Annotated in this window: 18 protein-coding genes and 1 pseudogene; 7 read left to right on the top strand and 12 right to left on the bottom strand. The window is 46.1% G+C overall.

Annotation, left to right across the window (positions count from 1 at the left end):
• Window positions 1-110: 110 nt before the first annotated feature.
• From Q0R17_RS12855 to mscL, 4 genes are all read left to right on the top strand, one after another.
• Entirely contained in the window at window positions 111-776 is a 666-nt protein-coding gene (locus tag Q0R17_RS12855; protein ID WP_293935695.1) for an energy-coupling factor ABC transporter permease, read from the top strand.
• A gap of 139 nt (window positions 777-915) precedes the next feature.
• A complete protein-coding gene (locus Q0R17_RS12850) occupies window positions 916-2,460 on the top strand; it encodes a sensor histidine kinase (protein WP_293935694.1) in 1,545 nt (514 codons plus the stop codon).
• Between the two features lie 30 nt (window positions 2,461-2,490).
• The gene (rlmM, locus tag Q0R17_RS12845; RefSeq protein WP_293935693.1) at window positions 2,491-3,546 is read left to right on the top strand and encodes a 23S rRNA (cytidine(2498)-2'-O)-methyltransferase RlmM; all 1,056 of its coding nucleotides are present in this window, start codon (window positions 2,491-2,493) and stop codon (window positions 3,544-3,546) included.
• Between the two features lie 628 nt (window positions 3,547-4,174).
• Window positions 4,175-4,600, top strand: a complete 426-nt coding sequence (gene mscL, locus Q0R17_RS12840) for a large conductance mechanosensitive channel protein MscL (protein ID WP_293935692.1) — start codon at window positions 4,175-4,177, stop codon at window positions 4,598-4,600.
• A gap of 160 nt (window positions 4,601-4,760) precedes the next feature.
• On the opposite strand, the gene Q0R17_RS12835 is transcribed toward mscL, so the two are convergent.
• Window positions 4,761-6,932 (bottom strand): diguanylate cyclase, encoded by a 2,172-nt coding sequence (locus Q0R17_RS12835; RefSeq protein WP_293935691.1) that lies wholly within the window; start codon window positions 6,930-6,932, stop codon window positions 4,761-4,763.
• Between the two features lie 323 nt (window positions 6,933-7,255).
• On the opposite strand from Q0R17_RS12835, the gene hutC reads away from it, so the two are divergent.
• Window positions 7,256-7,969 (top strand): histidine utilization repressor, encoded by a 714-nt coding sequence (gene hutC, locus Q0R17_RS12830; RefSeq protein ID WP_293935690.1) that lies wholly within the window; start codon window positions 7,256-7,258, stop codon window positions 7,967-7,969.
• A 136-nt stretch (window positions 7,970-8,105) separates the two neighbouring features.
• Here the strand turns inward: hutC and Q0R17_RS12825 are convergent, their stop codons facing one another.
• On the bottom strand, window positions 8,106-9,623 hold the full coding sequence (locus Q0R17_RS12825) for a fumarate hydratase (protein WP_293935689.1): 1,518 nt from the start codon (window positions 9,621-9,623) through the stop codon (window positions 8,106-8,108).
• A 171-nt stretch (window positions 9,624-9,794) separates the two neighbouring features.
• On the opposite strand from Q0R17_RS12825, the gene phnF reads away from it, so the two are divergent.
• Complete coding sequence (gene phnF / locus Q0R17_RS12820) at window positions 9,795-10,517, top strand: phosphonate metabolism transcriptional regulator PhnF (RefSeq protein ID WP_293935688.1); 723 nt, start codon at window positions 9,795-9,797, stop codon at window positions 10,515-10,517.
• Window positions 10,518-10,519: 2 nt separating this feature from the next.
• The gene (locus Q0R17_RS12815; RefSeq protein ID WP_293935687.1) at window positions 10,520-11,269 is read left to right on the top strand and encodes an NUDIX hydrolase family protein; all 750 of its coding nucleotides are present in this window, start codon (window positions 10,520-10,522) and stop codon (window positions 11,267-11,269) included.
• Between the two features lie 52 nt (window positions 11,270-11,321).
• Here the strand turns inward: Q0R17_RS12815 and Q0R17_RS12810 are convergent, their stop codons facing one another.
• From Q0R17_RS12810 to Q0R17_RS12765, 10 genes and pseudogenes are all read right to left on the bottom strand, one after another.
• Window positions 11,322-12,065, bottom strand: a complete 744-nt coding sequence (locus Q0R17_RS12810) for a DUF5672 family protein (protein WP_293935686.1) — start codon at window positions 12,063-12,065, stop codon at window positions 11,322-11,324.
• Window positions 12,066-12,133: 68 nt separating this feature from the next.
• Window positions 12,134-13,231: a hypothetical protein gene (locus Q0R17_RS12805; RefSeq protein WP_293935685.1), complete on the bottom strand. Its 1,098-nt coding sequence runs from the start codon at window positions 13,229-13,231 to the stop codon at window positions 12,134-12,136.
• A gap of 28 nt (window positions 13,232-13,259) precedes the next feature.
• Complete coding sequence (locus Q0R17_RS12800; protein WP_293935684.1) at window positions 13,260-14,195, bottom strand: UDP-glucuronic acid decarboxylase family protein; 936 nt, start codon at window positions 14,193-14,195, stop codon at window positions 13,260-13,262.
• Window positions 14,196-14,230: 35 nt separating this feature from the next.
• Complete coding sequence (locus Q0R17_RS12795; RefSeq protein ID WP_293935683.1) at window positions 14,231-15,085, bottom strand: class I SAM-dependent methyltransferase; 855 nt, start codon at window positions 15,083-15,085, stop codon at window positions 14,231-14,233.
• 31 nt (window positions 15,086-15,116) lie between these two features.
• Window positions 15,117-15,977, bottom strand: coding sequence for a methyltransferase domain-containing protein (locus Q0R17_RS12790; RefSeq protein WP_293935682.1), 861 nt, complete (start codon window positions 15,975-15,977; stop codon window positions 15,117-15,119).
• A 31-nt stretch (window positions 15,978-16,008) separates the two neighbouring features.
• A complete protein-coding gene (locus Q0R17_RS12785) occupies window positions 16,009-16,503 on the bottom strand; it encodes a class I SAM-dependent methyltransferase (RefSeq protein ID WP_293935681.1) in 495 nt (164 codons plus the stop codon).
• 53 nt (window positions 16,504-16,556) lie between these two features.
• Window positions 16,557-18,431, bottom strand: coding sequence for a tetratricopeptide repeat protein (locus Q0R17_RS12780; protein WP_293935680.1), 1,875 nt, complete (start codon window positions 18,429-18,431; stop codon window positions 16,557-16,559).
• Between the two features lie 84 nt (window positions 18,432-18,515).
• Window positions 18,516-19,868, bottom strand: coding sequence for an HlyD family type I secretion periplasmic adaptor subunit (locus tag Q0R17_RS12775; RefSeq protein ID WP_293935679.1), 1,353 nt, complete (start codon window positions 19,866-19,868; stop codon window positions 18,516-18,518).
• Window positions 19,841-21,988 carry a peptidase domain-containing ABC transporter gene (locus Q0R17_RS12770; RefSeq protein ID WP_293935678.1) on the bottom strand — a complete coding sequence of 716 codons (2,148 nt, stop codon included), beginning with the start codon at window positions 21,986-21,988 and terminating at the stop codon, window positions 19,841-19,843. Before Q0R17_RS12770 ends, Q0R17_RS12775 begins: the two co-directional genes overlap by 28 nt.
• 246 nt (window positions 21,989-22,234) lie before the next feature.
• Window positions 22,235-23,834: pseudogene (locus Q0R17_RS12765) on the bottom strand (hypothetical protein); the annotation flags it as partial.

The following is a 23,834-nucleotide window of genomic DNA, read 5'->3' as shown; positions in this document are numbered from 1 at the left end:
ATTTAGCTGTACGAGTTTCCCCCTTTTTATACAGGGGGAAGCTACAGCTGTGGCATTTGTGCAGATACCTATGCCCCCTCACAGCCCCTGAATAGTTTTAGCGTAGATCTATGAATCTAATCGCCGCCCCCTTTGCACACTGGCTGCTTCTGATTGCACTACTTATCAGTGGCGGCCTTATTTTGCACGCGGCCACGCGGATTGCTTGGTTTGCCCTTAGCCAAGAGCAACTAACCGGCTGGTTTGGGGCCAGCGTAGTGGTGCTGGGATTTTGGCAAATGAAAGCCAGTATTCAGCCTGGGCTATCATTTCATCTACTTGGTGCCAGCGCCCTAGCCATGATCGCAGGCCGAGATAAAGCCTTGCTAGGGCTGGCCGCAGTATTAGCTGCAGATACCGCTTATGGCCACGGTGAATGGGCCAGCTTTGGGCTGTCTTACCTGATCATTGCCTTTATCCCTGTTACGCTTGCCCATGCACTGTTGACTTGGGCGCAGCGCGCCTTACCCGCCAATTACTTTATCTATATTTTTGTAAATTGCTTTGCCGCCAGCGCATTATCAATGTGGAGCGTAGGCCTGCTCACCTGTGGCTTCTTAGCGGCCAGTGGCGCTTATCCTCTGGATTTTTTACTTGAAGAACAACTGCCCTACTATTTTTTACTAGGCTGGCCCGAAGGATTTAGCAGCGGCATTTACCTAACACTGCTAGTTGTTTGGCGGCCAGAATGGGTAAGTACTTTTAATGATGCGTTTTATTTAACGCATAAAAATTAAATAAGGGCTGAAACCATGGGGTGTACGGCGGGTTTGCTTATTGTTTTGTCGCTAAAGTAATGAAGGCTTTGCAAGCTGACTTGCCCTTTAATTACATTAAAGGCTATTGTTAAGGCAAATCACACCACCTCAAAAATGCATGCACAGCATACGCTCACGACTCAATCTGATCTTCCTTGCCATCGTGACGCTATTTTTAGCGATCTCTGGTGTGATTTCCTATTGGCAAACGCAGCAAGAGCTAGAAAACAATATGCGACACTCCGCTATTGCCTTACAAAAACGCTTGCAAACCGTGCTACCAGGTATCTTATGGAATTTTGACAGCACCCAATTAGGCCTAGTTGTAGAAGCAGAAATGCAATCCGCCGATTTATCCATGCTGCTGGTTTACAACAATGAAGAACAAGTAGATGGCCGCATCAATGTGCGGGGCAATATGGCCACCGTGAATGGCAGTACGCCCACTGCAAATGCACAAACCTTTCCTATTTATTACCCAGCCAATGAAAAATCTAAGCCTATGGGCAAAGTTTATTATGTTTTTTCACGGGATAAAATATCCGCCCGCCTTAATCAAATGGTCATTTCAAAAATAATAGAAGTAGTTTTGCTTGATTTACTATTATTTATGGCGCTCTCCCATAGCCTGCTATTAGTGGTGATTAGGCCACTAGATCAACTCAGAGAATCACTCATCCACGCATCGGATGCCAAAGATTTTGATCTAAACAACATCAATCTTCCACAGCATAGAAAAGGTGAATTTGCGGATGTAGCCGCTGCGGTACACAGCATTACCCGCAGGCTTTGTGATGATTTAGAAAGCCGTAAAGCTGCCGAGCTAGCCATGCGCCTCACTCGAGACCTTACTGAGAGCGCATTTAAGCAGTTGAATGAAACTAAAAACAATCTTGTTCAAGCAGAAAAGATGGCCTCTTTAGGCGGCTTAGTGGCGGGGGTGGCCCATGAAGTCAACACACCCGTTGGAGTTATTTTGACCAGTGCTTCGGTTTTATCTGAAGAAACCATTCTATTTAAAAACAACTTAGATGCGGGAGCGATTAAAAAATCTGAAGTGATGCGTTATTCAGAAATGGCGATTGAATCCAGCCGTTTGATTTTAGCCAATGCTGAACGCGCTGCGCAGCTGATTCAAAGCTTTAAACAAGTTGCCGTTGATCAAACATCAGAAGCACGCCGCAATTTTGAATTGGGTGAATATATAGACGAGGTAATTATGAGCCTCAAGCCCACGCTGAAACGCACCTTCGTTACCATTGAAACCAATTGCCCTGAAAAAATAGATTTAGACGGCTACCCTGGTGCCATTTCGCAAATCATCACCAATTTTTTAACCAATGCCTTAGCGCACGCCTTTGCTGAAGGACAAGAAGGGCTGATTTCTCTCAGTGCCATCCGCACCGATAATAATGTCAACCTACGTTTTCAAGACAATGGCGCGGGTATATCTCCAGAGCACCTTAAAAAGATCTTTGACCCGTTTTTCACCACGAAGCGTGGCAGTGGTGGCAGCGGTTTGGGGCTAAATGTGGTGTACAACTTAGTCACCCAAACCTTAGGCGGCTCGTTGATTGTTAATTCAGAGTTAGGCAAAGGCACTTGCTTTATTGCCTGCTTTCCGCTGATCGCCCCCCAGGCGAAGGAAAGCAAATCCAGTTAGAAACAGTCATAATCTGGTATCCTTACGCCCATGAAACATGCCATCCTATTTTATTGTCGCCCCGGCTTCGAAGCCGATGTGGAGGCCGAATTCACCTTTAAAGCAGATATCTCTGGTAAGTGGGAAATCGGCCAAGGTTTTTGCCTCTTTTTACCTAAGCGCCCCGCCGATTGGGACAAGCTCTATCGCACACTAGAATGTGGCGATTGGGTTTTTCCGCGCCAAATCGTGTTTGTGGCCGAAGCCCTTGATCTACCACCTAAAGATCGGCTAACTCCCATCCTAAATGCGCTCGATGGCTTACACGAAACGCACCAAGGCCCTTGGCGTGATGTATGGATTGAATATCCAGACACCAACGATGGCAAAGAAATCTCCTCGTTTAGCCGCAAATTTGGCGCACTCCTCGATGCCAAATTAGCCGCCAAAGGCCGGGGTAATCAGCCAGAAGCCAGCGCCCGTTTACATCTGTTTTTCCCAACTTTAGAACGTGTTTATATCGGTTTTACCCGCCCAGATTTTTCTGTGAACTGGCAGCTCGGTATTCCACGCCTGCGTATGCCAACAGATGCGCCTAGCCGCTCTACGCTTAAACTTGCCGAAGCATTTATGATGCTGGTGCCAGAATCTGCCCAAGTTAAGCCAGGTATGAGCGCGGTAGATTTAGGTGCCGCACCTGGTGGCTGGACTTGGCAAATGGTTAGCCGTGGTTGTACCAAGATTTTTGCCATTGATAACGGCCCTATGAAAGGCAGTATGGCTATCCACCCTAGCGTTAAACATCTGCGTGAAGATGGCTTTAAATATCGTCCTAAAAGCCCAGTGGATTGGTTGGTTTGCGATATGGTGGAGCAACCCGCTCGCATTGCTGCGCTGATGGCCGATTGGATGATCAAAGGTCATGCCCGTCAGTTTATTTTTAACTTTAAACTACCCATGAAAAAGCGCTGGAATGAGCTGCAGCGCTGCATGGAAATCATTGATGATGCACTAGGTGGAGCAGGTATCCGCTATCAATTTCGCGCGCGCCATCTGTATCACGACCGCGAAGAAGTCACTTGCTATCTAAGTAAAATCAAGCGCTAAGGTTAAGTAAAACTGAGGAGCTGGCTTGCGGCTCGCACCCAGTGAAGCCAATACCATATAACGTGAGTGGCGTATGGTAGTTTTCAAATACCTAAGTTGATATCGGGGCGCTGCTTGCAGCGCCCCTTGCATATCGCGGATAGCATCCATTAAGGTGGATCTCAAAAAACCTATATTTCTAAATAAAACAAGGCGTGTATTAAAGAAATCGACGCTGCATATGTTTGATATATAAGGATATTTTTTAATTCGCAACGCAGTATTATGAGATCAGATGGGTTTTTCGAGGTTCCCTAAGGTAATTGCTGGGCAATCCCTTTTAAATCATCGTTGCTTGGTATTACGAAACGCTGCAAAACGGCCTTATCATGCGTCTATTTTAGATACACAATGATTAGCTATATTTATCAGTTATTTAATACGCAAGCTAGTCTACTTCATTAAAATGACTTGATTAAGTGATCATCCCCACGGCAATTCGCACGCGTTCAGTAAGCCCTCCCCATATTAGTAAGAAACCCTTTATACTTACAAAACAGTCCAATAATAGGTCTGCTAATCAGCATTTTTTAATTTATATTTTTAAGAGAGTTATTCATTGTTAGTCACTAAGCAACAGGGGTATCGCATGTTTAAAGAATTCAAAGAATTTGCAATGCGCGGTAACGTAATCGACTTAGCCGTCGGTATTATCATTGGTGCAGCTTTTGGCAAGATTGTTGATTCGCTGGTTAAAGATATCATCATGCCGCCTATTGCCATGCTGATGGGCAAGGTTGATTTTGCTAATTTGTATTTATTATTATCCGAGGGTAAAACCCCTGCCCCTTATGCCACCCTTGATGCTGCGCAAAAAGCTGGGGCGGTCACGCTTAATTACGGGGTATTTATCAATGTATTGATCAGCTTTGTGATCGTAACATTTGCCGTTTTCTTGGTGATTAAAGGCTTAAATAACCTAAAGCGTGAAGAAGCAATTGCCCCAGCCACGCCCGCCGCTACACCAGAAGATATCGAGCTATTACGCGAGATTAGAGATTTACTTAAAAAATAACTGCGCGGCATGAGCCGCCATCTGTGAATGACGCCCCATTCTGTTACTAAAGGGGGCCTCGAAAGACCTATATTTCTAAATAAGACAAGACGCGTTTTGAAAAAATCGACGCTGCATATGTTTGATATGTAAGGATATTTTTCTAAAACGCAACGCAGTATTATGACGAAAGATGGGTTTTTTGAGGTTCACTAAGCACATCAACCTTTAGCAAAGGGCTCACTTCAATTTTTATGCTTTCAGCAGCTAGCACAATGGGCTCTTCAGCCATCTGCGGCTTGCCTGCAATGCACACCTTATTACGTCCAGTGCGTTTAGCCTCTAGCAAGGCCATATCTGCGGTGCGCACCAGCTCATTAAACTCTATAGGGCCAAAAGCCGCTGCCAAACCAAAACTTGCTGTAAACACGGGCAAGCCCGCAATCGCAATTCGGCACTCTAAAGCAGCACGTACCCTTTCTAAGCCACACAGTGCTCCCGCTTCATCGGTATTTGGAAACACCACCACAAACTCTTCCCCCCCAAAACGCCCCACAATATCACCTGGGCGCAGAGCTTCTTTCAACACTCTAGCAAACAAGCGTAAGGCTCTGTCCCCCGTATCATGACCATAACTATCATTTAAGCGCTTAAAATGATCAATATCAGCAAAGGCAACACAAGCCGGTTCGGGCAAGCCCAGCGCGCGTGCCGCTTGATTTTCTAAGCTGCGGCGATTCAGCAAACCCGTTAAAGGATCGGTACGGGCTTGCAATTGCGATTCGTTCATGACTCGCAGCACGCCCAAGCGCATACCTGCATGGGCAGCAATGGCAGAAGCACGCTGCATTTCTGCCTCATCAGGCAACTGCCCCGCTGGCCCAATCAAATGCAATATCCCCACACCCTGCCCAATGCTAGTGAGTGGAATACACACAGCCGAGCAATCACCACTTTCCCTGCCACGCATATAGCGACACACGTCTAAAGCGGAATTATCATTAAACTTTTGCACCTGCCCACGCCGAAACGCAAGACACTGCACCGGAGACTTCACCCCACAGCCGCAACTGGCATTGTAATTTTGACTCTGGGACATAATCGAAAGATGCGCAGTACTGGAGTCAGACATCATTAAGGCTGTAGCATATTGAGGCAAGCCCAGCTCAATCGCTTCTGACACAATACTGGCAGCATCACTATCCGTTTCTGCCAGCTCTAAGGCGCGATGAACCGTTGAAGTAAATTCTTGTAAATCAGCATCGCGGATTAATTTTTGTTCACGCTGTAGCGTAATTCTGCGGAAGCGCCCACTGATCGCTAAGGCGAGCCAAATCACTAAGGGGATGGCAATCAGCAGCGAAACCAAGATCCAACGCCCTAAATCTCGGACAGTAGCAAAAGCTTCTTCAGTGTCTTGCCTAACCACCACTCCCCAGCCGTAACCAGCAAAGCCCAAAGCGCCTTTGGATGCGGCAAAGCCAACCAGCTCTTCCTCGCCACGGTTTACTTCTGTTAACACGCCATTGTTGCCGTTGATTAAGGCCTGCACCGCTGGCGAACCTTTTGCCAAAGCTTTAGAGCCAAAAGGCTCTCCCTGTGAATCACTCAGCACTCGGCCTTGCTTATCCACCACTTGCAAATGAATTCGCTTATAGCCACTTTGACGTAGGCGGTCTTCGGCAGAATGCGTAATCGCACTAACCACCCGCTCATAAGAAGCAAAATTGGCCCACACCCTAACGATTTTTCCTTGCTCATTCACAATAGGAGACACAAATAACAGGCTAATTTCAGGCTGTCCCAAGGCCGCCTCTAGCAGCGGGTCTTTAGCTGCATCCGCAAAAGAAGTCTGACCTGAGGTTAACCCACCACTGCTTACTTGCTTAAACCAGGGCGTCTCTGCCACGCTACTGCCTAATAGTTTTTCTTTAGCAATACGCCGCCCGTCGCCACTTACCGTATTGGTGGCCACAATCTTGCCTTGCATATCCACGGCAATCATCAAATCATAAAACCCATACGCCCGCACGTAAGCATTTGCTGCTGTGGCGGTGGTTTCTGGCGTGCCACGCACCGCCGCATTCATAGCAATCATTTGCACATCGCCGTAGCGTTCAAATAAGTTTCTATCGATTTTGTCGATCACGCTTTCGGCCTGCCCAGCCAAATACATCCCCGTTTTTTCACGTAAGCTTTGCTCACTGCGCTGATACGCTAATCCTCCCGTCAATAAAAGGGGCACTAAACCCAGTAAGAGCAGGCCCCACAATAGCTGCCGGCCCAAGGTATGAATCTGTGCATGCGGATCAGATTCTTCTTTTGTTATTTTATGCATCCACACAGCACTCATCACAGCACCACCATAACTTACAAAAAATACAAATAAAGCAAGAAAAATCCAACTTTATATAATGTAGACCATATAAATTAATTCACATTACTTACAAAATAAATAAGCAGATACTAAGTACACATAAGTTATGCAAGCAAACCCCAGTAAAAATCACCACGTCGTCAAAGCGCATTATGAATAATAAAAATAGCTAGCCTCACATTAACAGCAGCCAATTAGGTGATTTAAATCGCGTTGATAAACTATCCAACCCTGCATGTGCCGGATCTTTTTCATGAGTATTTTGCTTGCTCAGCCCCTGCTAACGCTACAATACGGCCATGAACAGACCCATCCACTTACGCATCCGCCAATTTATTTTGGACGGCATTAAAGAACGCCGCTTTTTACCTGGCGCAAAAATTCCTACTGAAGCCGAACTGGTACTGCAATTTGGGGTATCCAGAATGACCGTGAATAAAGCGGTCCGTGATTTGGCATCTGAAGGCGTGCTGATCCGCTTTGCTGGAGATGGCACTTATGTGGCCGAGCGCAAGGCTGAATCCCCGCTATTAGATATTAATAATATCGCCGAGGAGATTCAGGGCCGTGGCCATCGCTACCGCGCTGCCATTATCTTGCAGCGCGCCGAACCGGCTTCTGCAGAAGTGGCGCTCTGGCTGGGGCTGGCTAGCGGTGCCGAGTTATTTCATTCCGTCATTGTGCATTTTGAAAACGAAATGGCAATTCAGATTGAAGACCGCTACGTTAACCCAGCCTTTGCTCCTGATTACTTGCAGCAAGATTTTAGCAATGAAACACCGAACGCCTATCTGATGCGCAGCTGCCCACTATCTGACATCGAGCACACGGTAGAAGCGGTGCTGCCTACATCCGCCGAGCAAGCACTGCTAAATATCAACGAAGGCGAGCCTTGCCTGCGCGTACTGCGCCGTACTTGGTCACACAAGCACCTTGTAAGCTTTAGCCGCCTGCTCCACCCTGGCAGTCACTACAAACTGCGCTCACAAACACGGGTAAAAAAACAAGGCTGATTCAGAGCCAATCTGCAAAATGCCTTCCATTGCGCCATCTGTATGGCTCTTACCACGTAAAAACACCTCAAGCACATGGAAAAACGCCATATGTTTGAGGTGTTTAGCCTGCATAAGCTTGCTAGGTTTAAATCAATCAACCCACCACAGGAATCTTGCCGATTTTGGCCTGCCAGATTTTAGGCGCAGTGGCGTGTACCGAAACACCCTGTGAATCTACCGCTACCGTCACCGGCATATCCACCACGTCAAACTCATAAATGGCTTCCATACCCAGATCAGCAAAGCCCACTACGCGACTAGCCTTAATCGCTTTGGATACCAGATAAGCAGCACCGCCTACGGCCATTAAATACACCGATTGATGCTTTTTGATCGCTTCTAAACCTGCAGGGCCGCGCTCTGCCTTGCCGATCATGCCTAGCAAGCCGGTTTCGGCCAACACCTGCTCGGTAAATTTATCCATACGCGTGGCCGTGGTTGGGCCAGCGGGGCCAACCACTTCATCACGCACTGGATCAACGGGGCCAACGTAATAAATAAAGCGGCCAGCAAAATCCACCGGCAGTTTTTCGCCTTTATTCAGCATCTCCACCATGCGTTTGTGCGCGGCATCGCGGCCGGTGAGCATTTTGCCGTTTAATAGCAGGGTTTGGCCTGGCTTCCAGCTGGCAACGTCTTCCCGCGTGACGCTGTTCAAATCAACGCGCAGTGCGTCTGCGGCTGGCGTCCAAGTCACATCTGGCCAGTCTTCCAGCTTAGGTACTTCTAAAACAGCGGGGCCAGAGCCATCCAAGGTAAAGTGCACATGGCGGGTAGCTGCACAGTTTGGAATCATGGCGATCGGCAGGCTAGCTGCATGCGTTGGATAATCTTTGATTTTTACATCGAGTACCGTGGCCAAACCGCCAAGACCCTGCGCGCCAATCCCCAACGCGTTTACTTTTTCGTACAGCTCAATACGAAGTTCTTCAGCACGGGTTTGTGCGCCGCGCTCGATCAGCTCTTGGATATCAATGGATTCCATCAGCGCTTCTTTGGCCATCACCATGGCTTTTTCTGCCGTGCCGCCAATGCCAATCCCCAACATACCCGGCGGACACCAGCCCGCCCCCATCAGCGGCACAGTTTTCAATACCCAATCCACAATCGAATCAGAAGGATTAAGCATGGCAAATTTAGATTTGTTTTCTGAGCCGCCGCCCTTGGCTGCAATATCAATTTCTACCGCATTACCTTCCACAATCTCAAAGTGGATCACGGCTGGCGTATTGTCTTTGGTGTTTTGGCGCTTACCTGCTGGGTCTTGAAGGATAGAAGCACGCAGTTTGTTATCTGGGTGCAGATAAGCACGGCGCACGCCTTCGTTGATCATATCGCTAAGGCTCATGGTCGCGTCAAGCCACTGCACCTGCATACCGACGCGCACAAAACAGGTAACGATGCCGGTATCTTGGCAAATAGGGCGGTGGCCTTCAGCACACATGCGGCTATTAGTTAAAATCTGCGCAATAGCATCTTTGGCGGCAGGGGATTCTTCTTTATCGTAAGCTTTACCTAAGGCTTGGATATAGTCTTTAGGGTGGTAGTAGCTAATGTATTGCAAGCTATCACTGATGCTATCGATTAAATCTTGCTGGCGTATCGTTGTCATCTCTAGGCTCCCTGTATGCGCGGGCTTTTACTAAGAAGCCCCAATTGTAGCGCAAGCCTGCCAGTGAAAAATATTGGCGCAATCAGCCAAATCTAAATTTGCCCCAATATCATCTAGATGCAATACACTTCCATTACAATACCTTTTATCATCCTTACAAACTAGATACCTATGCTCGACCGAGATTCTGGCACCGCCCTTTGGCGACAAATTGAGTTAATCCTAGCGAGTGATATACAGCATAAAGTTTTGCGCGATCGGCTGCCCAATGAAACTGATCTAGCCGCACGCTTTGCCGTTAATCGCCACACGATACGCCGTGCATTACAAGCCATAGAAGCGCAGGGCTTGGTAAGGATCGAGCAAGGGCGCGGCACTTTTGTTCAAGAAGAGCTGATTGATTATCGCCTAGGCAGACGCACACGCTTTTCGCATAGCTTACAAAAACAACAGCTTGCGGGCCGTAGCCGCATCTTAAAAAGCCAAGCCGAGCCAGCTTCTGAAGATATCTGCCTACATTTAGGCATTACCAGCAATAGCGAAGTGCTGCATATCGAGGCCTTAGATATTGTGGATGATCGCGTGGTGGGGCTGTGCCACCAATACTTTCCCCTACCCCGCTTTCACGGCTTTGATGCCATCTACAATAGCGTTGACCATATCGACCAAGCTTTGCAACAATTTGGCATTCATCATTGCCAGCGCAAATCGTCCCGCATCAGCGCCCGCCTGCCAGAGACCGGCCAAGCGCAGATGCTGGCGCAAACCAAATTTCAGCCCTTGCTCTGCGTAGAAAGCATTTACACCGATGCCCAGCATCATGTAATTGAGTACGGCATTACCCATTTCACCGGCGATGCAGTACAACTTTATATCGAAGCCGAAACATTTTAAGTATGCAAACAGCCCCTTTACGCCGCTTTATTGCACTCGATCAGCCACTAGGCTGGCTAGAAGACATCAGCGTGCAGTTTTTATCCCAATACAAAGCCATCAGCATCACGCCCGATAGTTTTACATTAGACCCTCAGCTGAATGCCCAAGAAGTAGCGGCTTGGCTCTACAAAGCCGCCCTAGATATGCGCGCCGCAGGCTTAATCCAAGGCTGGCGCAATGAAAACTACAGCGTATTTGCCCCCACCCCAGAGGGCGATCTTGACCTTAGTCACCCCCTGTTTGAGCTAGAACGCGCAGCTTTTAGGCGCTTTGGCCTCACCAGCCGCGCGGTGCATATCAACGGCTATACCAGCGCTGGGGAGCTATGGATAGGCCAACGGGCCAGCAGCAAAGCCACCGACCCCAATCGCTTAGATAATTTGGCGGCGGGTGGCATTAGCGCAGGTGAAGCCGTTTGGGATTGTATGATCAGGGAATTAGCTGAAGAAGCGGGAGTGCCGCTATGGATCGCACAAAATGCCAGCTACCAAGGCAGCATACGCAGCTCGCGCGTGGAGGCCGATGGTACGCAAGATGAGATCTTGTATATTTATGATCTACTGCTGCCTCAAGATTTTGTGCCTAACAATAGGGACGGAGAAATGGCAGAATTTAGGCTTTACCCCTTTGCAGCAATAGATGCAGCGCTAGGGCATTTCACCGCAGACGCCGCCTTGGTTACGCAATCCTTTTTAAAGCAGTTACGCTAGAAAACCATGTTTTATGCTGCGCCTAGCCTGCAAGATCTATCAGGGGCCCACGCTAAACCTGAGGCGGTGGCGAGGGCAAAAACGGTAGCCAAAAATCCAAATCATACTTCCACCACGCATGCCCCCCCATGGGCGTGCGCCGACCATTTACCTCATAGTAATAAGCGGGTTTTAATTCCATTGCAAACAAAGAAGCCGTAATTTCATTAGGGATAATAAAATCAATAGATAAAGCACCCATATAAGAAAAAAACAAATCCTCACTTGATCCTGTGTTTAAAAACACCGAAACCGCCACAGGGAATTCATTTAATAAAGAGAGGCATTTATTGACTCGACGCAAGCTTAAACCACCATTGCCTACATAAACCTTAACCCGTTTACCAAACTCGCCTTCAAAGCGGCCAAGATTGACAAATAACTCATTGCCATCTGGCCATGGTGCGCCAATATAGTCAAAAGACTTATTAAGCCAAACATCTAAATCATCGCGTAAAATAATGGCATCGGTTTGCAGAATAAGTAAAAACTCATAGCTGATAAACTGCTGGTAAAAAAAATCAGCCAGCAGCAGGCGATTATAGCCAGCGATACTGGAAAAATAATGGCTATCAAATAAAATAAACTCTATCGCGGGATAGCGGGTCTGATAGTAAGATCGGATCATATTTTCAGGTGCAATAAAACGTATATTCCGCCCAGCCAGATTTTGCAGCGAAACATCCAGCGAGTATTGCTCAATCAAAGAAAGCTCGCTCTTATAAAGCGGAACCAGCACCAGCAACTTATCCAGCATAGAATAAACCTTGCCCATATGAATATGCAGAATAAGTTTGCTTATTCATAAAGTAATGCCCTGTATGGCTAGCCAATTTCAATCTCCAGCATCTCCGCTGCGTAGCTCAGCATTTGCCTAACACTTTGATCACCATGATGCTGCTGCAATGCAAATTGGTGCCGAGCCAGTATGCCATCACGCCCGCCTTCATTAAATAAACGATTCGCCTGCTCAACCACCGCCTGCGGCGCAATAATATCTGCAGGAGAATAAAAAACAATATGCTCACGGCTAATTGTATTCACTGGTGGCAAAAAGCGTAAAGAGGCAGGCACTAAAGGAATACCACCGCTAATTAAGGCATCAAAAATACGGATAGGCACATCATTTAATACCGGTGCAATCCAGTGTGCGGTATGTGCCGTCCATTCATTCAATCTATCACTCGCAGAGCGGCCATGAAAAGTGTGGCTACTAAAACCAATAGAAGGATAATGCTGGCTTAAAGTAGAAATCATCTGAATTCTAAAACTAAATCTAGCATAAGGAATATGCATTCCTAAAGGCTGGGCCGAGCGCTCCGCATTTAAAATACCATGTAGGTTTTGATTTAAAAATTGACGTGACCACTGCACGCATGAGCAATAAACCGGCCCAGCCGTTAGCCAATTATAACGGCTTAATAAATATAAATTTTCATGGTGTGCTGGGGAATAAATATCTGAATGTGCGGCCAAAAAAGTACTGACATCCAGCCAGTGATGATTATCCCAATCCCAGCCAATAAATAATGTTGCCGTGCACTCATCAAAAAAATCCGCATAGGCATTACGCAATACATCGGTGCCCACATCATTATTATTGACAATAACAATACAGCCCTCAAGCTGCGCTTTTTTCTCTGCACGCTGTTGTTCATTGTCTTCCTGAAAAAAAGCTTTATCCAGAATGCCCGTTTCTATGCCGCTTATACTGCAATTAAACCCTGCTAAATTAGCACTCAGCCAGATTTTTTTAACTGCGTTTTTTTCAAAATGCGCTTTAATTAGGCTGACTCGGGCTGCTTTTGCTGCCGCCAAATAAAAAAATGAATCGTGTTGGGCATTGCTGATATATTCATTCGCCTGCCTAGCTGGCAAATCACGGTCTGATAAGCGGGAAAAAAGCGTCTGAATAGGATTCAATTTTCAGTCCTTAAAATCAAATAAGAAATCAAACCAGCACCGTTTTAAAATATGCAATCGTTTCTTTTAAGCCATCTTCCAGTGAAACACGGGGCGTCCAGTTTAATTTAGCCTGTACAAGACTGATATCTGGTTTACGCTGGCGCGGATCATCCTGCGGCAGAGGTTTATAAACAATTTTTGAAGTAGAACCTGTTAGTTTTAAAACCGTTTCTGCTAGCTGCAGCATCGTAAACTCGCTAGGGTTACCTACATTCACTGGGCCGGTAAAATCAGCGGGACTATCCATCATTCTGAGCATGGCTTCAATTAAATCATCCACATAGCAAAAGCTGCGCGTCTGCTGCCCATCACCAAACATAGTGATCTCTTCACCCCTTAATGCCTGCACAATAAAATTGCTAACTACCCGCCCATCATTCGGGTGCATTCTTGGCCCATAGGTATTAAAAATACGAATCACTTTAATATCTACTTTATGCTGACGGTGGTAATCAAAAAATAAAGTTTCAGCGCAGCGCTTTCCCTCATCATAACAACTACGTATACCAATTGGATTCACCCGCCCCCAATATTCCTCGGGCTGTGGATGTACATCTGGGTCACCATAAACTTCGCTGGTTGATGCTTGCAAAATACGTGCTTTTACCCGCTTGGCAAGGCCAAGCATATTAATTGCGCCATGCACGCTGGTTTTAGTTGTTTGTACTGGGTCATGCTGATAATGAACGGGGCTGGCTGGGCAGGCTAAATTAAATATTTTATTTACTTCAATATATAAAGGGAAAGTCACATCATGCCGCATCATTTCAAAGTGAGGATGATTAAATAAATGTGAGACATTACGCTTACTTCCCGTATAAAAATTATCAACGCAAAGTATATCGTCCCCTCTTTCTATTAAATGGTCACACAAATGAGAACCTAAAAAACCGGCACCACCGGTCACTAAAATTTTATCCATAACGGCCCCTGAGCATTGTTTTAACGCGCTGTTATTTACCCTGCACTCTGCCCTGCCAGATAAGGGTTGGTATCTGTCCTTAAAAAGCGCCATTCCGGATTTTGTAAAGCCAGCATATCAAACAGCTCTGCCGTAACCGTGCTTTTAAAAAATACCGCCTGAATATAATTAGCCTTCAGCGCACCATTTTTAACGGCATCAGTGGCCTCTGCCACTTTGATTTGTGTTTCTTCCCAGATTGGGTCACCTGTGGTGCAAAATGCAAATTCACAATTAGGGATATAAACATCCACCATATGCTTGGTTGCTATCCCTCGGATATTTAAGCCATAGGCAATTTTTTCTAATTCACGCCCTGAATACTGATAAACATAATTACCCACCGATTCATAATGCGGGCTGCTTACATCTGAGCGGCAAGGAAAATCAACCCATGGGTCCTGTGGCTCAATAATTACAATGCCATAGCGCGCCACCCTAAAAAACTCATAAATAGCCGCATAAGGGCGGCTCATATGATGCAGAGCTTCTTTGCACAATATAAAATCAAATGAATTATCGGCAAAACTCAGCGCCTCGGCATTTTCAATACAATAATCATTAATATGCCCTGCTGCTCTGGTCTGCTTAAGCACGGTATCGTCTAAATCACTGGCTAATACGTCGCTAAAGCCTGCCTGCAATAAGCGCCAAGCATCTGTCCCTGCACCGTCCCCCACCGTCAGCCAAGCATATTTTTTTAAGCTGTTGAATATATCAAGCACAGGGGAAAGCAATTGAGTATGCCGCCAGTAATTCACCGTGCCGGGTGTCCACCATGAATCATAAAGAGAGCGGTGATGGGCATCGCCCATAAACTCTGACCAGTGCTTTTCATGAATTTCATTCATTGACATCGCTCAGACCTGCCTGCGCTTAGTATTAGAACTTGCGCTCTAAAATAAAAAAAATACCGCTATTAGAAAAGTCTTTTCTTCCGGGATATTGTTTTTGTAATTGCTGTTTCACCAAATCAGGCACCGGCACTTCATAAATAGCTTGGCTTTGCAAAACAGTAAAACCGCTACGCTCAACCATCTCTATATAATCATCAATAAAAAATCGGTTGATATGAGGCGAGTTATAAACAAAATAAACAATATCTCTTGCTGTTTTCTCATCGCATTTTCCACACAGCAAATCATATAATTCCATAGGGCGAAAAAGTAGGTGTCCCCATGGAGGAATGGGCGAATTACCAAAGCTCCAATGATTACCTGCGTCATCCACAATCTCAGGTAAATGGTGTCCGTTATAACAAGACCAGACAGGAGCAAACATCGTAAAAAGCTTTCCCCCCGGCACCAGCGCCCTTCTCATTTTATCCAGCGCTAAAGGCAGGCGTGCAATATGCTCAAATGCAGCAATAGAAAATATTAAATCAAACTGCGATTCCATCTGCTCAGGCAGATCTTCAATATGGCCATAAAAAATATTGTAATTTTTATCCAGCAGAGCTGGTGTTGCACTGGAAAAAAGTATTTTCTGATTATCTTCAATGGGCGGGGTACCCAACACATAGCCGGTGCTTAATGTTTCTTTCCAATAATCCAGCTCTTCAAGCGCAGTCCACTGTGCAGCGCCAAGCTCTTCTATAACGAACCTTTGCGGCAGGCTTCCCCCTACTTCCAATACTTTTTTGCCATGAAACCCAACCGTCTGCTGTGCAAAAGAAGCGTATTCAATATGGTAGCTTAAGCCAAATTCTTGCTGTAATTGTTTTACTTTTTCAGCATCCATCATTGCCTTTGCACCCAGTATAAAATGAAAAGTTTCATTTAATTAATTCAACTTTTTGCATCACAGTCAGCAAATGAGGCCCGCGCCATTCCTGCAGCTTTATTTCAAATGCGCCATTAAAACCATAACCCGCAGCCCAGCGATTAACATTATCAAAATAGGCTTGAAAGGTTTGATCGGTAATAATATTAACGTGGGTAGGATCACGAAAAGCTTCAGGGTGAGGATAAGCAGGGGTAAAGGATAAAAATTGCCCCCCTATTTTAAGCACCCGATAAACTTCGTTCATGACCTCTACAAAAGCATTTCTGCGATCAGGCACATAGATAACACGGGGAATATGTTCTAAAAAATCATGGGCAGTTACAAAATCAAAATAGCCATCTTCAAAAGGGATAGGCTCTATCACTAAATCTGCGCATTTAATATTGGCATCCAGATCTTCTCTTACATCAATGCCAAACACCTCATCGGCATTAAATGGGTTTTTAGGGCTGGGCCCGCAACCAATATCTAGGCTTCGTGACATAGTGTCTCCTTGTTTTTTAAAACATTAGCTATAGCGTGAGCCAGTATTGCCGCTTAATGACTTAATTCGTCTTTATACTCACCCAACTGTTGCACTCGCCACATGGCGATATAGGCGTTTTCTAAATTCTGACAAAGCCCTTTGGTATCAAATAATGCGAAGTTGGCTTTATTATTGATCAATTTTTGTTTTACGCTAGTTAATTGTTCAGGGTTATTCGTTAATTGTAGAATAAGTTTTTCATATTCCTCTAGGGAATGGGTGACCAACTCAGGTAGGCCAATTGCATGCAGCAGGCTTCCTGCCACGCGGGATGGAAACGAATTGCCCATATACGTCACCACCGGTAAGCCTGCCATCAGGGCATCAGCGGCGGTGGTATGCGCGTTATAGGGGTGGGTATCGAGGAACACATCAGCTTGGCGATAGCGGGCAAGGTGGTCTTCCACCAAAGGTACTCTATTAGCAAATACCAGCCTATCTGCAGCCACGCCTCTTAGTTCAGCCTCTTTACGCAAATTGCGCTGGGATACTTCCCCCCTAGACATCAGCCACAGCACGCTGCCAGGAACTTGGCTGAGCAGCCGCATCCACACATCGAACACCAGTGGGGAAATTTTGTAATCATGGCTAAATGAGCAAAACACCACGCCCGTTTCTGGCAAGCCGCATTCAGCCCGCGTGGGGGTGCGCTCAGCTATTTGCACGCTGCTATCGGTAGGTAAATAGGTATCAGGTAAATAAACCACCTGCTCCGTATAAAAAGGCTGATGCTCTGGCGGAATAATATGCCGATCGGCAATGATATAGTCCACATAATCAATGCCCATTGTGCCTGGATACCCCAAGTAATTCACTTGAATAGGGGCCGGCCTAAAGCTCAGAATATCGGTACGGGTATCTGAGGTATAGCCGCCCAAATCCACCACGATATCAATTTCCATATCCCTTAGCATTTGGGCTACTTGCTCTGAGCCCATTTCCCGCACATCAATAAATTGATCGAATGCATTTAACATTCGCGCCCGTAAGCGGCTTTGATCATCAATCCCTAGCGAGATGGCAATGATTTCAAAGCGTGATTTATCATGCTGCTCAAATACCCCCGCCATTAAATGCCCAACGGGATGTTCACGCAAATCTGGGGACAAATACGCTAAGCGTATTTTTTTATGCCGATAGCGCTCCCCTTGCCAAAATGATTTACTATTTTTGGGGCAATATTGATTTGCAAAAATTTGCGCGGCTAATAGGTGATCAGCAGCGCTATCGGATACCGACATAAAAGCAAGCGATTTGCACGCAGTCTGCCCCGCTCTTAGCCCATCAGTAATTTGCTCGCATGATTGTTTGAAGTCACGCCAATCACAGATATGCATGCGCTCATAAAAAAGCAAACCCAAGCCATAATTGTAATCGGGTTGGATTTTAAGTAAGCGCTCAAATAGGGCAATCGCTTGCTCGCTTTGCTTAAACTCGGTGAGCATAATCCCGCTATTACCTAGGGCAGAAACATGATCTGGATTAATCGCTAATATTCTTTGAAATCTTTCTAATGCATCTAAATGCCGGTACATGCCTCTAAGCAACACACCACTATTAAGCAAAACGCTTACATCATTGGGATCTAACGCTAAGGCGGCATCAAAGCACTTTAATGCCGCTTCTTTATCTCCCATGGCTTGCACAATAGAGCCTTTCAAATACTTTAGTAAAGCAAACTGAGGGGCAGCCTCAATACCACGTTCACTTAATTGTAAAGCCTGTGCTAACTGACCGGAATTCAGTGCAATTAGCCCTAACGAGTATAATGCCGCCGCATTATTTGGCTCTAAATCTAATATTTCATTAAACAATGCACTGGCTGCCTCAATATTTCCTTGGTTTTGAAAAAAAATTGCGCTATGCAGTTTTTCAGAAATTGGCATTGTTAGACTCTTTTGTATTCACATAGAATGATTATATTTAAACGAACTTATTACTATAATGGGATTTTTGTGGCATAAACCCAATCAAGGCTCTCTAATCGCCTCTTCCATCGCTTTAGTTAAAGGCCAAAGTAGATAGGAAATAACCGAGCGTTTACCTACCACAATTTCTGCAGAAAGCGTCATCCCAGGTAGTAACCTAGATTTATCTTTCATATTTTTTAGCTTGGCATCGCCAAATACAATATGGCTAATATAAAACGCCTCTTGCCCCGCTGTAGCAGATTCATTTCTAAATGAATCTTGGCTAATCGTGCGCACTTTCCCCTCTAATGCGCCATGTTTTTGAAACGGAAATGCATCCAGCTTCATATGCACGGGTACACCTTCTTTGATATAACCAATATCAATGGAATCAATTTTCACTTCAACCTCAAGCTGCGCCCCCAAGGGGACCAGCGTAAACATTTGTTCAGCTTCCCTTAGTACAGACCCCTGAGAAAGCTTACCTACATCCAAAACAACGGCATCCACTGGCGAAACCAAGGTCACCAACTGCTTACGCTTATCGGCCTTTTGAAGTTGCTCATTCACGCCATCGCGCTCTCTGGTTGCGGCCAATAAGTCTTCCATCACTTTTTGCCGCCAGCTGTTTGAAAACGCTGATTTATCTGCACGTAAGGCGCCCATTTCACGCAGCAGCTCGTTTTCTTTATTTTGTATTTGCACCAAATCACGCTCAACTTCTAAGCGCCGATCCCTCACCTCCAATAAGCGCAGCTTTGAATCATATTGCTGCAGCAAGGCTTTTTCTTGCATCGCTTCGATTTCATTCATCGATTTCAGCCGTTTCGACAAGACCACCCTATCATTACGATTGGTTTCAATTGCCGCAGCTAGGCGGGCGACGTTTTGCTCTAATTTAGAAACTTGAGAGCGATAATTGGCTTGCCTTTCAGTTAAAAGCTTGGCTTGTAGCAAGGTATCGGCATCTATATTTGCATTGCTAGTGGTTTTGCCTGAAAGCTCTGATTGATAGCTGGCAATCTGCGTATCCAAGCTTTGTAAGCGAGTACGTAGCTGTGCATCATCAGCATGGGCAAACGTAGGATCTAATGTTGCCAATAGCTCACCTTTTTTTACCACTTGCCCCACCCTTACTTCAATCGTTTGAATAATCGAGGTTTCAAGCGGCTGCACCACAATATTAGGCAATGGATTCACCAGCCGCCCATGCGCCACCACAATTTGCTCTACCTCAGACAAATTGGCCCATAAAATAGCGCTAATAAATGCCACCAATAATACGAGCAAGGTGCTGCGCACATAGCGCGGCAAGGGGCTTTGCTCTATTTCATCGGCATCGGGTAAAAACTCGATCACCGTCGAGTTTTTTTTGCCTTTTTTAATTACAGGTGGCTTGTTTGTTGGTGCCATAAGTGTTGGTATGTCTCACATCGAGTCAATAATTCTTCGTGGCGGCCGCTATCCATCAGCTCGCCTTGCTGCATCACCAAGATAGTGTGTGCATTCACCAAAGTAGATAGACGGTGAGAGATCATCACCACGGTTCTACCCACGGCAATCTTTGAAAGATTGCTAATAAAAATGGCCTCACTCTCTGGGTCTAATGCACTGGCGGCTTCATCTAAGATCAAAATCCGAGGTTTAGCCAATAGCGAGCGTGCAATAGACAAGCGTTGTTTTTGCCCACCAGAGAGGTTGGATGCGTTTTCTTCTAGCAAGGTGTCGTAGCCCTGTGGCAAGCGCTCGATAAACTCCGCTGCGCCAGAGGCTTCACATGCCGCGACAATATCTTCAAACGAGGCATCGGGCTTGGTAACAATCAAGTTTTCACGCACCGTGCCACGGAATAAAAAGTTTTCTTGCAACACCACGCCTATTTGTCGGCGCAAATGGGGTAGTTCAATCTCACGCGCATCCATGCCATCAAAACGCACAATCCCCCCTTGTAAGGGATAGAGCCCTTGAATAAGCTTGGTTAAGGTGGTTTTTCCAGAGCCGCTGCGCCCTACAATCCCCACCACCGCGCCTGCAGGAATCGTGAAGCTAGTATGGTTTAACGCGGTAGCCGTAGCGCCTGGGTAACGAAAACTGACTTCATCAAATTTGATTTCACCCACCAATTGTGGCCGCAATCCCCCCGCTCCTACGCGTCCTTCTGGTGGGCGATTCATCACTTCGCCCATCATTTTTACGGCTAAAGAGGTTTCTTGGTATTCATTGACCAAACCAACCAGCGCAATCAGCGGCTGCACGACTCGCCCCGATAGCATTTGAAAACCAATCAAAGCCCCCACCGTCAGGGTTTGATCAAAGACATCTTGAGCACCAATCACAATAATGGTGACGGGCAGTAATTTTCCTAGAAAATCAGTGATTGAATTCCCAAAAATAGAGATCTGCCCTACTTTAAAATGCATGCTAATCGCTTCTGCCGAACGCTGATCCCATAGGCGGCGTTGCATAGGCTCAATCGCCAAGGCTTTTACCGTACGGATGCCATGAATGGTTTCCACCATCATGGCCTGCCGTTGGCCTTCAGCTGAATAAAGTGCATTTAGGCGCCGCTGAAAAGGCGGCACCATCGCCATAACAATGCCAGCAATGAGCGCAGTAAATAGCAATACAATCAGGGTGAGTTTGCTTGAGTACGAAAATAAAATGGGCACAAAAATAATTAAAGACAGTAAATCTAAAGAGGTAAAAAACAATTTTCCGGTTAAAAAGCTGCGTATTTTTTCGAGTTGCTGCATATGCCGTGCAACCACCCCTGCCGATGTGCTTTCAAAATAATCAATAGGCAAAGAAAGTAAATGCCCAAAAGTACGCCGCGTAAGCTTCATATCGATTTTATTTGTTGCGGCCAGCGTAATAATTTGCCGCAAAAAGCCAAATGCAGAATCAAAAAACAGAGCAAGCACAATACCCGCAGCCAACACCCACAGGGTGGCTACGCTTTGATGGGAGAGCACTTTATCAATCACTAATTGAAAGAATATAGGGGAAGCAAGAGCTAAAAAATGCATCGCTATTGCTGCAATAAAAATATCGCGAAATGCGGCTTTTTGCTTAAGAATTTCTGGAATAAACCAACGTAAACCAAAGGGCTGATTTGGGTCTGCTAATTTATGTTGGCGTTTAGCAAAAAAAACATCCCCTTCCCAACGAGCGCAAAAGGTGGCTTTATCCTCTAATATCACCGCAGATTGGCTGGCGGCGGGGTCAATCAGGGCAATTTTACTCAAGCCATCGCTGTCTTGGCGAATCCCCACCACAATCACCGCATGATCAAAAACTGTACGCGCAATAAGTGGAAATACACCCGTTTGCGCTAACAATCCTTCCCAAGTTAGTTTTTCATTTTTACCTTTAAGCCCAATATCGCTTGCAATGCGCACTAACACAGCAGGAGCTGGCTCTTCATTGCCCAAAGCATATTCATCAATCAGCCGTTCAGGATTGATTTGTAAGCCATGATGCTGAGCAATCGCAGCTAAGCACTGGATAACGGTGTGTTGTGCGTTAATTGGCATTTTTAAACGCTAGATGATTTAACAGAGAATGTGCAACGAGAAAGAATAAGCAATTTTCATTTTCATGAAACGCTATTTATTTTTGTAAAGATCAATTTAGCATAGATTATCTAGGCGCTATTTATAAACATTAATATTTTATAAATAAAAAACATCTTTAATACACAAAGACAAAAACGGCAAGATGATCAACATCTTGCCGTTTTTATATGCTAGCTAAATCTACCCAAAATCACCGCCTATACGCTATTTAGAAGCCAAGATTCCTCCTGGCTGAGGCGTTGCTAGAGCATTCAAACGCAGTGTTTGATCGCTTGATGCCATTGGTGTAAGCGCCCCTCCAATCTGTTGCCCATTTGCATCAAATTGTTTCAGCACATCGCTCATTTGATTGACTGCCGTTCCCAAGGCCATGGCAGGAGGTGTATCAAGCGCCGCATCAATTTGTAATTTAGCGGTGTCTTTACCCACCCCAGCCTGAGCGCTTTCTTCAAAGGCAGAAATCGCTTGCACTAAATCAACCACTCGGCTGCGCATATCTGGCTCAACTGCTGGCGGTTGATTGGAGGTATCCGCAACAAACCAAACATCGGCTGCCGCATGGCTACTGCCATCATTCGACTCGTAGGTAGATTTAAGCCCAATGTAATTGCCGTTGTCTTTTTCGCTGGTTTTACTTACATCCAGATTGAGTTTAGCAATGGCCAAGGAATCCAGCGTTTTCAGCTCATCAGCTTGGCTTACCCCATCTGCATTGCCATCCACCCAGACACGTAAATCAGAGAAGTGAGCATCATTGCGATCAACTACCCCATTACCATCGCTATCCAGCTCGGCCAGAGCGGCATAACCATCCTTCGCCTTGCTACCATCGGCCATCACCGTGGAAGTACCAAATAGCTCTTTACCATCATTGATGCTGCCATCATGGTTGCGATCCATCACAAGCAAGCCGTCTCCTCCTCCTACCCAGCCAGTTTGGGTTTTAACACCACTGGCAAAGAGATCGAATTTCACCCCGTTCTCAATACTGCTCGTGCTTACGCCATTACCATTCAAATCAAGAATAATTGGGCTACCCAAGGCCAAGTGAGAAATTTGCTCGGTGGTAAAGGCCCCAATTTGTGATGACGTCATCGCCATAACCTGAGTCGTAGTCATTGCCGCCACTTGAGTGGTTAACAGCGCTTGAATCTGAACCGTGCTAATCGCAATCACTTGCTGAGTATTAAGCACCGCAATTGCACTGGTTCTTAACACTGCTAGATCTGCCGTTTCGAGTGCGGCAATACTATCCGTCGACAAGGCAAGCACTTGGCTTGAAGTTAACACCGCCGCTTGCGCAGTCGTTAACGCCACAGCCTGTGCCGAGGTTAAGGCATTCGCTTGTTTTGTAGTCAGCCCAACAAGTGCAGAAGTTGTTAACGCAGCAAAATCTGTGGTTTCCAGTGCTGCAATATTATTAGTTGAAAACGCAGCAACTTGACTGGAGTTAAGCACTGCCGTCTGCACTGCGGTGAGAGCAACAATTTGATCGGTTGTGAAGCCAGTCGCAAAACTTGCTGCAGTTAAGGCCACCACTTGATCCGTGGTAAACACGGCCACTTGGGCAGTCGTGAAGGCTTTCACTTGCGCAGTGCTTAATGCTGCAATACCGCTGGTTTTTAACACTTGTAGATCCGTGGTTTCCAGAGCCGCAATGCTACTGGTGGAGAGTGCTGCGATTTGGCTAGACGACAACGTTGCAGCTTGATCTGTGGTCAGAGCAACAGTTTGATCGCTGGTTAAGACGCGTACTTGGCTGGTCGACAAAGCGGCAATCGAGCTGGTACTCAGCACGGCTACA

The organism is Iodobacter sp. (assembly GCF_025352645.1).
In the GTDB taxonomy this organism is placed as follows: Bacteria; Pseudomonadota; Gammaproteobacteria; order Burkholderiales; family Chitinibacteraceae; genus Iodobacter.
The sequence above is the reverse complement of the archived record's forward strand: the minus strand, read 5'-3'. Positions and strand labels throughout refer to the sequence as shown.